Here is a 14341-nt window from a genome sequence, read left to right on the forward strand (position 1 = left end):
GTTCCGCCGGGTGACACGCCAGCACCACAGCGTGAACGAGGGGCCCTTCCTCTACAGAAAGCGATAACAAGGGTCCCTTCCTTTCATCCAACTCACGGCCGCGTCGCTTGGCGTCGGGCCGTACCGGTGGGGCAGGATGCAACAGGTGTGCGATGACCATGCGGACGGAAGGCCGGCGCGATGACCGACGAACCCACCACCGGTGAGCCGGCGGGCGAGGCGGTCGGCCGGGTCCTCGGCACCGCCGACGCCACTCCCCTGCAGTTCTGGACCGCGGTGGCGCCGGGCAGCTACCTCCAGCTCGACGACGTGGTGGTGACCCGGCGGGAGCTGCCCGACCGGGAGCCGGTGCTGATCGCCGGCGTCGTGACGCAGGTCCGGGCGCGGCACGAGGGCGCGCAGTTCGACTCAGACGTCTTCGCCATCGCCGACGGCACGCTGCCGGCCCTGGTACAGGAGGCGGCCGAGGTGACCACCACCCGGGTCGATCCGGAGCTGTACGTGCCGCCGGAGCCGGGCGCGCTGGTGCACCGCGCCGAGGGCGACGCCCGGGCCCGGGCGCTGCACTTCGACCGGATGGACCGTCGGGTGCCGATGGGGATGGGCCGGGACGGCGTGCCGGTCTACCTGAACGCCGACTTCCTGGACGGCAGCCGGGGCGCGCACGTCTCCGTCTCCGGCATCTCCGGGGTGGCCACCAAGACCAGCTTCGCCACCTTCCTGCTCTACTCGGTGTTCCGCTCCGGCGTGCTGGGCGGCGACGCCGTGAACGCCAAGGCGCTCATCTTCAACGTCAAGGGCGAGGACCTGCTCTTCCTCGACCATCCGAACACCCGGCTGGACCAGCCGACCACCGCGGCGTACGCCCGGCTGGGGCTGCCGGCCGGGCCGTTCGCGGACGTCCGCGTCTACGCCCCGCCGCGCGCCGGCGACTCGTCCGGCACGCCCGACGTGACCAGCCGGCTGACCGGGGTGGACAGCTTCTACTGGACGCTCACCGAGTTCTGCGCCGACCGGCTGCTGCCGTACGTCTTCGCCGACGCCGACGACGAGCGCCAGCAGTACACGATGGTGGTGCACTCGGTGGCCGCGCACCTGGCCCGGCACGCGCAGCCCGCGGACGGCGGCGTGAGCATCGACGGGGTCCGGCTGAATTCCTACCCCGACCTGGTCGACCATGTGGTGGCGCAGCTGTCCGACGACGAGACCCGAGCCGAGTGGGCCGGCAGCGCGGTCGGGCTCGGCACGGTGAACGCGTTCGCCCGCCGGCTCATCAACAGCAAGCGGGACCTGAGCCGGTTGATCCGCGGCGACCTGGCCACCCGCCGCCCGCACGCCATCAATACGGCAGCAAGTGCCCAGGTCACGGTGGTCGACCTGCACAACCTGCCGGACCGGGCGCAGCGGTTCGTGGTCGGCGTGACACTGAAAACCGAGTTCGAACGCAAGGAGAAGTCCGGCACCGCCAAGCCGTTGCTGTTCGTCGTGCTGGACGAGCTCAACAAGTACGCCCCGCGCGAGGGCTCCTCGCCGATCAAGGAGGTCCTGCTGGACATCGCCGAGCGGGGCCGCTCGCTGGGGGTGATCCTGATCGGGGCGCAGCAGACCGCCAGCGAGGTGGAGCGGCGGATCATGACCAACTCGGCCATCAAGGTGGTGGGCCGGCTCGACCCGGCCGAGGCGTCCCGCCCGGAGTACGGCTTCCTGCCGCCCGCCCAGCGCCAGCGGGCGCTGCTGGCCAAGCCGGGCACCATGTTCGTCAACCAGCCGGACATCCCGGTGCCGCTCTGCCTGGAGTTCCCGTTCCCGGCCTGGGCGACCCGGGTGGCCGAGGCCGGCGCCGCGCCGTCGGAGACGATGCGGTCGATCACCCAGGCGGCCGACCCGTTCGTGGTGGTGGGCTCGCGGGCCGGCGGCATCTCCGACGACGACATCCCGTTCTGAGCGGGCCGACATGAAGATCCTGCACACCTCCGACTGGCACGTCGGCAAGGTCCTCAAGGGGCAAAATCGCACGGCCGAGCACATCGCGGTGCTGGCCCAGGTGGTCGAGGTGGCCCGCGCCGAGCGGCCCGACCTGGTCATCGTGGCCGGCGACCTGTACGACACGGCCGCGCCCACCCCGGACGCCACCCGGCTGGTCACCCGGGCCCTGACCGCGCTGCGCAACACCGGCGCCGACGTGGTGGCCATCGGCGGCAACCACGACAACGGCGCGGCGCTGGACGCGCTGCGGCCGTGGGCCGAGGCGGCCGGGATCGTGCTGCGGGGCAGCGTCCGGGACAGCGCGGCCGACCACGTGATCGACGGCCACACCGCCGGCGGCGAGCCGTGGCGGCTGGTGGCGCTGCCGTTCCTGTCCCAGCGGTACGCCGTGCGCGCGGTCGAGATGTACGACCTCACCGCGGCCGAGGCCACCCAGACGTACGCCGACCACGTGGGCCGGCTGCTCGGCCGGCTCACCGAGGGATTCGACGAGCCCGGCCGGGTGCACCTGGTCACCGGGCACCTCACGGTGGTCGGGGCGCAGGCCGGCGGCGGCGAGCGGGAGGCGCACACGGTCCTCGGGTACGCCGTGCCCGCGACGGTCTTCCCGGCCAGCGCCAACTACGTGGCGCTCGGCCACCTGCACCGGTCGCAGCAGGTCATAGCGCCCTGCCCGGTGCGGTACAGCGGCAGCCCGCTGGCGGTGGACTTCGGCGAGGAGGAGAACGTGCCGTCGGTGACCGTCGTGGAGGTGACCGCCCAGTCGGCGGCCAAGGCGCGCGAGGTGCCGATCACGGCGGCCGCCACGCTGCGCACGGTCCGCGGCACGCTGGCCGACCTGACCCGGCTCGCCGACCGGTACGGCCCGACCGGCGGACAGGAGACGGGCCAGGACACCGGGGGCGCGGCCGGCGGCAATGCCGCGACCGGGTCCGGCGACGGGGCCGGCGCCGCGGATCCCATCGGCGCCGCGGATCCGGCCGGCACCGCGGATCCGGCCGGAACCGACGATCCGGCCGGAACCGGCGACGCCGCCGGCGCCGCGCCGGCCCGCTGGCTGCGGGTGTACGTCCGCGAGACCCCCCGCGCCGGCCTGCGCGAGGAGGTCCAGGAGCTGCTGCCGAACGCGCTGGAGGTGCGGATCGACCCCGAGATGCTGAGCGCGGCCGGCACCGGCAGCCGGGCCGCGCAGCGGGCCGGGCGGTCCCCCCGGCAGCTGTTCGGCGACTACCTGGACAGCCGCGGCGCGGCCGAGGACGGGGTGCGGGAGCTGTTCGACGAGCTGTACGAGGAGGTCGACCGGTAGTGCGTCCCCTGCGCCTGGACCTGCACGGATTCACCGTCTTCCGCGCCGACACGACGATCGACTTCACCGACGCGGACTTCTTCGCCCTGATCGGGCCGACCGGTTCGGGCAAGTCCACCGTGCTGGACGCGATCTGCTTCGCGCTCTACGGGCAGGTGCCCCGGTGGGGCGGCAGCCGCGGCATCGGCAACGCGCTGGCGCCGTCCACGGCCGAGGCGCGGGTCCGGCTGGTCTTCGAGTCCGCCGGCGCCCGCTACGTGGCCACCCGGGTGGTCCGGCGGGACGCCCGCGGCAACGCCAAGACCGGCAACGCCGGCCTGCAGCTGATGTCGCCCGGCTTCGACATCAACCGGCTGGACACCGGGATGAGCCCGGACGACCTCGGCGAGGTCCTGGCCGGCACGCCGGCCGAGATGGAGCAGGCGGTGCTGGACGCGGTGGGCCTGCCGTACGACCAGTTCACCAGCTGCGTGGTGCTGCCGCAGGGGCAGTTCGCCGACTTCCTGCACGCCAAGCCGGCGACCCGGCAGCAGATCCTGGTGAACCTGCTCGGCCTGGGGGTCTACGAGGAGGTCCAGAAGCGCGCCACCGCCCGGGCCGGCCAGGCCGACGAGCGGCTCGCCGCCGTCGACCAGCTCCTCGCCGGGCTGTCCGGGGCGGACGACGCGGCGGTGACCGAGGCCGAGCACCTGGTGGCGGCCCGGCGCGAGCTGGCCGCGACGGTGGCCGGCCAGGTACCCGAGCTGGACGGGCTGCGTACGGCGGTGTCGGCGGCCGAGGGCGAGCTGGTGGCGCTGGACGCGGAGCTGGCCGAGCTGGATCGGGTGGCGGCACCGGCCGACGCGGGCACGCTGGCCCGGGCCGTGGCCGACGCCCGCGCGGCCGCCGCCGCTGCGGCCGGTGCGGTGGGTCGGGCCGAGGAGCAGGAGGAGAAGGTGCGCGGCGAGCTGGCCGGCGCCGGCGACCCGGCGGCGCTGACCCTGCTGCTGACCGCGCACGAGGAGCGGGACCGGGTGGCCGGCGAGGCCGGGTCGCTGACCGGCGAGCTGGCCGCGGCCGAGGCGGAGCTGGCCAAGGCGGTCAAGGCCCGGGACCGGGCGCGGGCCGGCGCCGACCGGGCCACCGCCGAGCTGGAGGCCGCCCGGTCGGCGTACGCCGAGGCCCAGACCGCGGACCGGGCCGCGGCGCTGCGCACCGCGCTGGTGGCCGGGGCGCCCTGCCCGGTGTGCGAGCAGCCGGTGCATCGGGTGCCCGGGATGCCGGCCGGCTCGGCCGTGGCCGCCGCCGAGGCGGCCGGACACACCGCGCGGGCCGCGGCCGACAAGGCGCGCGCGGAGCTGGAGAAGCGCGACCGGGACGTCCGGGAGCGGGAGCGCCGGCTGGACCGGGGCCGGGCCACCCACGACCAGTTGGACGCTCGGCTGGCTGAGCTGACCGACCGGCTGGCCGACTCCCCCGGCCCGGCGGCGCTGCGCCGGGACCTCGACGCCGTGGCCGCGCTGCGCCGCGACCTCGAGGCCGCGGGCGGCGCGGTCCGCCGGGCCCGCGAGGACGCCCGCCGGGTGCGGGCCGAGGTCGAGGCCGCCGAGGATCGGGTACGCGCGGCCTGGCGCCGGTTCGACACCGTACGGGACGGGCTGGCGCAGTTCGCGCCGCCGGCCGCCGAGCGGGACGACCTGGCCGCCGCCTGGGCCGGGTTGTGCGGCTGGGCGGCCGGCGAGGCCGACCGGCGGCGGGCGGCCCGGGACGGGGTGGCCGCGGCGGTGGCCGCGGCGCACGCGGCGGTGGCGGCCGCCCGCGCCCGGATCGGGGCGCTGTTCGACGCGGCCGGGCTGGACGCCGGCGACGACCCGCAGCGATCCGCGGCCGTGGCCCTGGAGCGGGCCGAGGCCGACCTGCGCCGGGCCGCCGAGCGGCGCGAGCAGGCGCGGGAGCTGCGCGAGCGGCGCGCCGAGCACGAGCGGGCCGGCCGGGTGGCGCGCACTCTGGCCGGGCACCTGCGAGCCAACAACTTCGAGCGCTGGTTGCTGGCCGAGGCGCTGGACCTGCTGGTCGAGGGCGCGTCGCGGATCCTGCGCGAGCTGTCCGGCGGGCAATACGACCTGGTCCACGACAAGGGCGAGTTCTTCGTCATCGACCAACACGACGCGGGGCTGCGGCGGGGGGTGCGCACGCTGTCCGGCGGGGAGACCTTCCAGGCGTCGCTGGCGCTGGCGCTCGCCCTGTCCGAGCAGCTGGCCGGGCTGTCCACCACCTCCGCGAGCCTGGAGTCGATCGTGCTGGACGAGGGCTTCGGCACCCTCGACGCGGCCACCCTGGACACGGTGGCGGCCACCCTGGAAAATCTCGCGGCCCGCGGCGACCGGATGGTCGGGCTGGTTACCCACGTGCCCGCGCTGGCCGAGCGGGTGCCGGTGCGGTTCGAGGTCCGCAAGGACGCCCGGACGGCCCGGGTGGAGCGGGTGGGCTGAGGCGTGCCCCGGTTGTTCGTGGACGCCTGGGACCCGGCGTACGGGGCCTCGTTCGAGGCCGCCCCGGCCGGCCCGGCCGCGCCGAGCAGCGCGCAGGTCGATCCGGACGTGGAGGTGCCGGCCGCCGCGTGGCGCCCGCTGACCGCGCCCGGCGACGTGCGGGCGCCGGACGTGGTCCTGCTGGTGGACGGGGTACGCCGGATCGACGCCGGGATGTGGACCCGGGAGGACGACGGCACCTCGTACCCGGGGCTGGCCGCCTCGTACGCGGCCGGGGTGGTCCGCTGCGACCTGCGCCGCGGCGTGGCCGAGCTGGCCGGGGCCCGGGTGGCCCGCGGGCTGTTCACGGCGAGCCCGTCCGCGGCGGACGTGCGGTCGGGCGGGATCCACTACCCGGTGCACCGGGTGCGGCCCCCGGGCGAGCAGAGCAAGCTGCCGGTCGCCGTGCAGGGCCCGCTCACCGCGCTCGAGGTCGAGGTGTCCGGCGCGGCCCGCGGGGACGTCCCGGCCGCCGACGACGGCCGGGACCTGCTGGTGGTGGACGGCCCGCTGCGCAACCGCCGCCAGCTTCCGCGGACCATCGGGTACGTCAAGACCCAGCACAGCCAGTACCTCGACGGCCGGCTGGCGGCCGTGGTCACCGCGCTGGCGCCCGGGCAGCGCTCACCGGTGTTCCACCTCGGCACCGCCTGGGGCGGCTGGTCGTGGTATCTCCGCCTGCCCGGCTCGCCGGGCGCGCCGTGGGCCGGCATCGTCCGGGTGGAGTGCTCGCCGGACCTGCCGACCGGCGAGGCGGTGGCGCTGGCCGACCTGTCCCTGGTGACGCTGCCCCGGTTCGCCTCCACGCCGTACAAGGATCCCCGCGCGCCGCAGAACCTCATCCCGATCGCCGGGCTTGAGCGGCGGCTGCGCGGGCTGCTCGGCGACGCCCGGCTGCTGCACCGGGCCCTCACCATGGCCGCGTCCCGCTCCGCACGCTGAGTGTTTGGAAGGGCCCCTTCCTATACCAAAACCGATAAGAAGGGGCCCTTCCTTACACTTCCTGGGTGGCACGCAGGCGGGGGGACGACCGGATCGTCGCGCAGGTCGACACCGGCCGGGCGGAGATCGTGCCCGACCCGGGCCGGTCGACGGCGTACACCCTGCTGCTGGACGGGGCCCCGCAGTCGCACGTCGACCTGGCCGACCCCACCCACCTGGAGTTCGAGTACGTCCGCCGGATGGCCGCGGCGGTGGACCTGATCGCCCCGCCGGGCGCGCCGCTGCGGGTGCTGCACCTCGGCGGTGGCGCGCTCACCCTGCCCCGCTACGTGGCGGCCACCCGGCCGGGCTCGCACCAGCGGGTGGTGGAGTACGACGACGCGCTCGTCGACCTGGTCCGCGCCCACCTGCCGTGGCGGGCCGATCCCCGGCTGCGGGTACGGGTGGGCGACGCCCGGGCCGTGCTGGGCGGCCAGCGCGACGCCGGCTACGACGTCGTGGTGGTCGACGTGTACGCCGGCGACCGGACGCCGGCCCACCTCACCTCGGTGGAGTTCGTGGCGGAGGTGGCCCGGGTGCTCCGGCCGACCGGCGCGTACCTGGGCAACGTGGCCGACGGCCCGCCGCTGCGGTACGCCCGCGGCCAGGTGGCGACCCTGCGCTCGGCCTTCCCCCGGGTGTGCCTGGTGGCCGACGCGGCCGTGCTGCGCGGCCGCCGGTTCGGCAACCTGGTGCTGCTGGCCGGTCGCGGCGAACTGCCGGTGGCCGGCCTGGCCCGGCGGGCCGCCGGGGACTGGTTCCCCGGCCGGGTGCTGGCGGCCGACGAGCTGGACCGGTTCGCCGGCGGCGCCCGGGCGGTTCCGGACAGCGCCGCGCGACCCTCGACGCCGCCGCCCGCGGGAATCTTTCCGTAGCCTTAATCCGGCCGCCCCCGGCGTCCGTACCATGTGGCGGCGCCCGGTAGTGACAGCACACCGCACCGCCAGAACGGAGGGTCCGGATGCATGCGCTAGCGGGCGGGTGGCAAGCTGGCCGGATCGGAATGCTTGCCACCACTGGGCGGCGTCCGATCGAACGATGGACGGTTGTCGACGGAAGGGCCGCGGGCGGCAATGATGACCCGGTGATGCCACGATCTGCCGCCGGCAGGCACTCCGCCGGCTCAGGCGAAGCGGTGCATTCCGAGAACCTCGTCCGCCAGCTCTATGAGGAGCACTCGGGCCCGTTACTGTCCTTTGTGCTGCGGCTGACCGGCGGCGACCGGCAGCGCGCCGAGGACATCGTCCAGGAGACCCTGCTGCGCGCCTGGCGAAACGCCCACCGGCTGGGCGCGCAGGGTCAGTCGTCGCTGCGGCCCTGGCTGGTCACGGTCGCCCGACGGATCGCCATCGACGACCACCGCAGCCAGGGGGCCCGGCCGACCGAGACGTACGACCGGGATCTCGAGGCGTTCGCCGAGGCGGACGACACCGAGCGGGTGCTACGGACCATGACGGTGTCGGACGCGCTGCGCGCGCTGAGCCAGCCGCACCGGGAAATCCTCATCTCGACGTACTTCCGGGGCCGGACGGTGCCGGAGGCCGCCGAGGAGCTGGGACTGCCGCTGGGGACGGCCAAGTCCCGGGTCTACTACGCGCTGCGCGCGCTGCGCACGGCGCTCCAGGAGCGGGGGGTGACAGAATGAGCCGGGCCGACCACTCGGACGTCGGGGCGTACGCGATCGGCGCGCTCGACCCGGAGAACACCGAACGGTTCGAGGAGCATCTGGCGGGCTGCTGGGCCTGCGCCGCCGAACTGGAGACGCTGATCCCGGTCGTCGAGCTGCTGAGCGAGGTCGACCCGACGACGCTGCCGGCACTGGATCGGCCGCCGGCCGACGACGCGATGCTGGACCGGATGCTGGTCACCGTGGCCCGGGACCGCCGGCGCAGCCGCCGCCAGCAGTCCCTGGCCATCGCGGCCGGCCTCATCGTGCTGGTGATGGCCACCGGCGGCGCGCTCACCATCGGCCGGCACTCGGCCACCCGCACCACGGCCGCACCGCCGGCGCCCACCGCGACGACCAGCACGCCCGCGCCCGGCGACACCTGGGTCAACGGCGAGCCCGGGCCCGGCTTCGGCGGCCCCGACCTGGAGGGCGGAGAGAAGCACACGGCCACCGACGACAGCACGGGGGTCCGGGCCGATCTCATCCTGGCGTCGAAGCCGTTCGGTACGCAGCTGTCGTTCGCGATTTCCCGGCTGCCCGGGCCGCGCAACTGCCGGCTCGTCGTCCTGCGGCACGGCGGCGGCTCCGAGGTGGTCTCCACCTGGATGGTGCCGGTCACCGGGTACGGAACCGCCAGCCAGAGCATGCCGCTGCTGCTCCAGGCCGCCACCGCGGTGCCCCGAGAGGACATCGACCGGGTGCAGGTGCAGTCGATCGATCAGAAGGGCGTGGCCACGCCACTGGTCACCGTGCGGCTCTGAACGCCGCACGCAGAGTTTCAACAGCAGTCGGCGGACGCCCGGAAATGGCTGGCGTCCGCCGTTGCCGTACGCGTCGAAGCAATTACCCAAAGCGCCGAGCGCCGGCATTTCCGGTGCCCCCCTGCCCGTCCCGCCGCCCGGCCACACAAGGGCGTAACGGATGTACGTAGGAACGCCGGATGCGGTTCACCGAATCTCTGTGACTTTGTCCACTGTCTATCGCCTCATCCGGTCGGGACCGGTCCGCGTACTCCGATGCGACCTGACTTGACGAAGGAGGGCACGTGGCACTGATCAAGCGATCCGTCATCGTTGCCGGTGCGATGGCCACCCTCACCGCCACAGCCTGCGCCCCCGCGGGCTACAACCCCAACAACGCCAGCGGCGTACAGGCGGGCGCGTCGGGTGGGCCGGTGGCCGAGGCCGGCGCCTCGGCGGAGCCGACCGGCACGCCGGCGGTGGAGGGTTCGGGCGCGGCGCCCACGACGGAGAACGTCGCCCTCACCGACACGCTGGCCGCCAAGAAACTGCCCCGGATGGGCGCGGTGGTCACCGACCAGAAGGGCTGGGTGCTCTACCGCTTCGACAAGGACTCCGCCAACCCGCCCACGTCGAACTGCGTGGACACCTGCGCCCGGGTCTGGCCGCCGGCGCTGACCGACGGCAACCCGCAGTTGCAGGGCGTCAGCGACGACAAGATCGGAACCGTGGACCGCCCGGACGGCACCCGCCAGATCACCATCGGCGGCTGGCCCGTCTACCGCTACATCGGCGACAAGAAGCCGGGTCAGTGGAAGGGCCAGGGCGTCGGCAACACCTGGTGGGTGATCACCCCCGAGGGCAAGAAAAACCTCACCTGCGTACCGAAGACGCCGCCGAAGGCGGTGGCTCCGCCGCCCGCGGCCGACGCCGGTTCGGGCGACGCCGGAGGCTCGTCCTACTGATTGGGCGCCGAAAGCGGCGGCCGGCCACCGGCGCCAAGAGCGTGGCCGGCCGTGACGAACCGCCGGCATCGTCCGTTCGGAGGATGCCGGCGGATCAGAACTGCTCCCAAAAAATGATTCTTAAATTGGTCATAAATAATCGCCATCTCCTTAGAGAAGCGTTGACCAAGACCTGCGTGTTACCTACGGTCGTCATTATTCGAATGAACATGAAAGGGTTAGCAATGACGGCAACCGGCCCCTCCCGACGCCTGCGATTGGCGGCGGCTGTGGTCACCGGCCTGACCGGTGTCCTGCTCGGCGGACTGGTGGCGGCGCCCGGCCTGGCGGCCGCCGCCGACCGGACCGCGGCGGCCGGACCGCCGCTCGCCGGGACGCTCGGTGCCCACCTGCCGCAGGCCGCGCCCTCCGGAGACCCGAACGGCCCGGTGCCGAACCCGATCGAGCTGCTGCCGGGCAACCCCTCGGCGAACGGCCCGATCACCGCGGCCGACCGGGACTTCGTCGTCAAGGTGCGGCTCGCCGGCCTGTGGGAGATGCCGGCCAGCCAGATGGCCGTGCAGAAGGGCACCAACGACCGGATCAAGTACATCGGCCGGAACATCGGGCCGCAGCACAAGGTGCTGGACGCCATGGACCGGCAGGCGGCCGCCGAGCTCGGCATCGCGCTGCCGGACGAGCCGAACACCGACCAGCAGGGCTGGCTGAAGGAGATGCGCGAGTCCTCCGGTCCGCAGTTCGACCGGATCTACGTCGACCGGCTCCGGGCCGCGCACGGCAAGATCTTCCCGGCTATCGGGATCATCCGGGCCAGCACCCGCAACGACGTCGTCCGCCGGCTGGCCGCCCAGGCCAACGCGTTCGTGATGACCCACATGACGCTGCTGGAAAGCTCCGGCCTCGTCGACTACCAGTCCCTGCCGAAGGCCCCGCCGCCGGCGCCGGCCGGCGCGGCCGCCGAGGCCGCCGAGACGGCCAAGAAGGGCACCTTGTACTCCAGTGGCGGCCGGATGAGCCCGACCGTGATCTGGATCGTCCTCGCCGCAGCCGTGCTGGCCGGCGCGTACAGCACCGTTCGACTCGTCCGCCCCCGATGACGCGCTCAGCGTCCAGTCCCACACAGAAGATGGAAGGTGCCTTCCGGTGAACTCCACCAACCGCCGATACGCTCGCCGCAACCAGGAGCGTGACCCCCGCAAGCGACGCATCATCGCCGCGATCGCCACCGTCGGCGCGTTCGGTGCGCTCATCGCAGTCACCCAGGTCTCGCTGGCCAACACGCAGGCTCGGCGGCACCACGCCAGCTGCCCGCCGGCCACCGCGACCGCCGCCCCCGGCGGCGACGCCTCGGCGAGCGCCGGGTCCACCGGCGGCACGGGTGGCGCCGCCACCGCTCCCGCGTCCCCGGCCGCCGACGCCAGCGGCGCCGCCAAGGCCGACACCGCGAACAGCGGCAGCGCCACCGGTGGCGCCACGTCGGTGCCGCGGAACGGCATGAACCCGACCGGCGCCCCGTACAAGGACCACGGAGCTGTCCAGCACCCGGGCGACGGCCAGGAGGCCGGCTCGGCCACCGGGACCCGGAGCGGCCGGACCGGCAACTGCGCGCCGAGCAGCGGCGCCAGCGCCCCCGCCGCGGGCAGCAGCAGCGGCGCCTCCGCCGCTCCGCTGGAGGTGCTCGCCAACAACTGCGACAACAGCAAGTTCCCGCCGCACGACGGCTTCCAGAACGGCGACCGGTGCGTGACCACCGAGTTCGGCGAGGTCGGCAACGCGGCCAACAACCCGACCCTGCTGATCACCTCGGCGCCCCGGTCGGTCCGGACCGGCCAGACGTTCACCATCAAGGTGAGCACCCGCAACCTGGTCCGGGACCGGTTCCTCGCGGCCGGCAAGGGCGGCTACTACAAGGAAAGCTCGCTGCTGACCGCCGACGGTCTGGTCCGCGGCCACTTCCACACCGCCTGCCGGATGTTGGCCACCACCAACAGCGCCCCGGCCGCCGACCCGGTGCCGGACTTCTTCGTGGCCACCGAGGACAGCAAGGGCGGCGCCACCCCGGACGAGGTCACCATCACCGTTCCGGGTCTGACCAAGCAGGGGCTGGCGCAGTGCGCGGTGTGGGCCGGTGACGGTTCGCACCGGATCCCGATGATGCAGCGGGCCAACCAGATCCCGGCCTTCGACAGCGTCCGGCTCACCGTTCGCTGACCGCAGCACAGGCCCCCGGAGCAGCAGGGGCGTCGCCGCCGGAGTCACACCGGCCACGGCGGCGACGCCCGGTCCCCCAACCCGCAGGCGGATGAGCCCCGGCCACCGGCAACAGAGGAGGCCCGGACCGGCCGATCGGTCTCATCCGATCCGCTCCGGGAAGAGAACGGCGCCGAGACGCGACAGCGTCCCGGCGCCGTTCGCCGTCCCGGGTCCGGCCCGGTGCCGGTGTGTCGCGGGCGGCCGCCGGCATGGCAGAGTGAGCCGGTGACCGGGACCGGGGAGACCGCCGAGCGGGCGCTCACGCCGCCGCCCGGCTATCGCTTCGCCGGCACGGTCCGTGAGCTGGCCATGGGCGCCCACGACCCGTGCGCGCGGCTCGTCGACGGCCGGTTCTGGTGGTCGACCCGTACCCCCGACGGACCCGGCACGCTGTGCCTGCGCCCGGCCGGCCCGCGGCTGCTGGCCACCGGGTACGGGCCGGGCGGCGCGTGGCTGGTGGACCGGGCCGACGCGGTCGCGGGGCTCCGCGACGATCCGACCGGATTCCTGCCGCTGGCGGCCGGGCACCCCGTGGTGGCGCGGCTGGCGCACACCTTCGCCGGGCTGCGGATGCCGGCCACCGGCCTGATCTTTCCCCGGCTGCTCCGGGCGGTCTTCGAGCAGAAGGTGACCGGCACCGAGGCGTTCCGGGCGTACGCCGCCACGGTCCGCCGGTTCGGGTCGCCGGCCCCCGGCCCGGTGCCGAGGCTATGGACCCCGCCCGTTCCGGCCGAGGTGGCCGCCGCGCCGTACTGGGTGTTCCACCCGTTCGGGGTGGAACAACGCCGTGCCGACACCCTGCGCCGGGCCGCCGCCGAGGCGGATCGGCTGGAACGCTGCGCCGACGCGGCCGAGGCCACCCGCCGGCTCGTGGCCATCCCCGGCATCGGCCCGTGGACCGCCGCCGAGGTCGTCCGGACCGCGTACGGCGACCCGGATGCGGTGAGCGTGGGCGACTTCCACATCCCGAACATGGTCAGCTGGGCGCTGGCGGCGGAGCCGCGCGGTGACGACGCCCGGATGCTGACGTTGCTCGAACCGTTCCGCGGGCACCGGGGGCGGGTCTGCGTGCTGCTGGCCGCCGGCGGGCTGCACGCGCCGAAGTTCGGTCCACGGATGCCGATCCGCTCCTTCGCCCGGTTTTAGCCGACCTAGCCGCGTCACGGCGCCGCCAGCCCAGTCGCGCGGAGCGCGGCTACTGTGCGGGTCTGTCGGTACGCCAGACCCCCCCGCTCAGCAGCGGCCCCGGTCAGGCAGCCGGCCAGGTCAGGCAGCGGGCCGGGTCAGCCGGCGGGTCAGGCAGCGGGCCGGGTCAGCCGCGGGTCAGGCAGCGGGCCGGGTCAGCCGGCGGAGCGCGGCGGCGCAGCGGCGGGCGTACCCGTGCTGGAAGGCCACCACGAGCGGCCCGGCGGCCCGGGTGAACCAGCGGTCCGGCCGGCTGAACGCGGCCACCGTGAACCAGACCCGGCCGGCGTCATCGCGCTCGACGCAGAACGCCTCCTCACCGCGCTCGGGGTGGCCGGGCAGCGTGCCGTACCCGAAACCGGCCCGGCGGTCGTCGTCCACCGCCCAGACCACCCGGCACGGCGCGGACAGCCGTACCGGACCCACGCCCAGCCCCACGACGACCGTGACCCCGGCGGCGGCCCGGGGCGCGGATGCGGTGATCCGGATGCCCATGGCCCGGTGCATGCGCCAGCTCAGCACCGCGGCGCCGGCCGCCGCGAACGCTGCCGGGTCCAGCTCGGCGCGGTGCCGCAGGTGGCGGTATCCGGCCGGCAGCGGGCCGTGGCCGGTGACGGCCGGCTCCGTGGCGCCCACCTCCGGGTACGTGAGGTCGGCCATCCGGTCATCCCGCGTCATCCGGCGAGCCTACGGGCACGCCCACGATGTGGTGGACAGGGCGGCCGGGCAGCGGCGACGATGGCCGG

The 14341-nt window shown here is 74.7% G+C and carries 11 protein-coding genes and 2 pseudogenes; 12 read left to right on the forward strand and 1 reads right to left on the reverse strand.

What is annotated here, in order from left to right:
• The first annotated feature begins 180 nt into the window (after positions 1–180).
• From ACFFHU_RS05565 to ACFFHU_RS05620, 12 genes and pseudogenes are all read left to right on the forward strand, one after another.
• Positions 181–1944, forward strand: a complete 1764-nt coding sequence (locus ACFFHU_RS05565) for an ATP-binding protein (RefSeq protein ID WP_377337289.1) — start codon at positions 181–183, stop codon at positions 1942–1944.
• Between the two features lie 10 nt (positions 1945–1954).
• A pseudogene (locus ACFFHU_RS05570) lies at positions 1955–2836 on the forward strand (metallophosphoesterase family protein); the annotation flags it as partial.
• Between the two features lie 189 nt (positions 2837–3025).
• Positions 3026–3292, forward strand: a pseudogene (locus ACFFHU_RS05575) (exonuclease sbcCD subunit D); the annotation flags it as partial.
• Positions 3292–5763: an AAA family ATPase gene (locus ACFFHU_RS05580; protein WP_377336393.1), complete on the forward strand. Its 2472-nt coding sequence runs from the start codon at positions 3292–3294 to the stop codon at positions 5761–5763. The pseudogene ACFFHU_RS05575 and the gene ACFFHU_RS05580, both read left to right, overlap by 1 nt.
• A 3-nt stretch (positions 5764–5766) precedes the next feature.
• A complete protein-coding gene (locus ACFFHU_RS05585; protein ID WP_377336395.1) occupies positions 5767–6744 on the forward strand; it encodes a hypothetical protein in 978 nt (325 codons plus the stop codon).
• Positions 6745–6809: 65 nt separating this feature from the next.
• Entirely contained in the window at positions 6810–7658 is an 849-nt protein-coding gene (locus ACFFHU_RS05590; RefSeq protein ID WP_377336397.1) for a spermidine synthase, read from the forward strand.
• Positions 7659–7744: 86 nt separating this feature from the next.
• On the forward strand, positions 7745–8428 hold the full coding sequence (locus ACFFHU_RS05595; RefSeq protein WP_377336399.1) for a sigma-70 family RNA polymerase sigma factor: 684 nt from the start codon (positions 7745–7747) through the stop codon (positions 8426–8428).
• Entirely contained in the window at positions 8425–9213 is a 789-nt protein-coding gene (locus ACFFHU_RS05600; RefSeq protein ID WP_377336402.1) for an anti-sigma factor family protein, read from the forward strand. The genes ACFFHU_RS05595 and ACFFHU_RS05600 overlap by 4 nt, the downstream gene beginning before the upstream one ends.
• A 284-nt stretch (positions 9214–9497) precedes the next feature.
• Positions 9498–10157 (forward strand): hypothetical protein, encoded by a 660-nt coding sequence (locus tag ACFFHU_RS05605; RefSeq protein WP_377336404.1) that lies wholly within the window; start codon positions 9498–9500, stop codon positions 10155–10157.
• 224 nt (positions 10158–10381) lie between these two features.
• On the forward strand, positions 10382–11254 hold the full coding sequence (locus ACFFHU_RS05610; RefSeq protein ID WP_377336407.1) for a DUF4142 domain-containing protein: 873 nt from the start codon (positions 10382–10384) through the stop codon (positions 11252–11254).
• 46 nt (positions 11255–11300) lie between these two features.
• The gene (locus tag ACFFHU_RS05615) at positions 11301–12368 is read left to right on the forward strand and encodes a Pecanex-like protein 1 (protein WP_377336409.1); all 1068 of its coding nucleotides are present in this window, start codon (positions 11301–11303) and stop codon (positions 12366–12368) included.
• 267 nt (positions 12369–12635) lie between these two features.
• Entirely contained in the window at positions 12636–13556 is a 921-nt protein-coding gene (locus tag ACFFHU_RS05620; RefSeq protein ID WP_377336411.1) for a DNA-3-methyladenine glycosylase family protein, read from the forward strand.
• A 177-nt stretch (positions 13557–13733) separates the two neighbouring features.
• Here ACFFHU_RS05620 and ACFFHU_RS05625 read toward each other — a convergent pair whose 3' ends face one another.
• Entirely contained in the window at positions 13734–14273 is a 540-nt protein-coding gene (locus ACFFHU_RS05625) for a DUF1990 domain-containing protein (protein ID WP_377336413.1), read from the reverse strand.
• Between the last annotated feature and the right edge of the window lie 68 nt (positions 14274–14341).

Origin of the sequence: Plantactinospora siamensis (genome assembly GCF_042434095.1) — a bacterium.
GTDB lineage: Bacteria > Actinomycetota > Actinomycetes > Mycobacteriales > Micromonosporaceae > KBS50.

Bases quoted from the DNA above. Each gene is read 5' to 3' on its own strand.
- ACFFHU_RS05565 (WP_377337289.1), top strand. From the start codon at position 181: ATGACCGACGAACCCACCACCGGTGAGCCGGCGGGCGAGGCGGTCGGC.
- ACFFHU_RS05595 (WP_377336399.1), top strand. From the start codon at position 7,745: ATGCATGCGCTAGCGGGCGGGTGGCAAGCTGGCCGGATCGGAATGCTT.
- ACFFHU_RS05600 (WP_377336402.1), top strand. From the start codon at position 8,425: ATGAGCCGGGCCGACCACTCGGACGTCGGGGCGTACGCGATCGGCGCG.
- ACFFHU_RS05610 (WP_377336407.1), top strand. From the start codon at position 10,382: ATGACGGCAACCGGCCCCTCCCGACGCCTGCGATTGGCGGCGGCTGTG.
- ACFFHU_RS05625 (WP_377336413.1), bottom strand. From the start codon at position 14,273: ATGACGCGGGATGACCGGATGGCCGACCTCACGTACCCGGAGGTGGGC.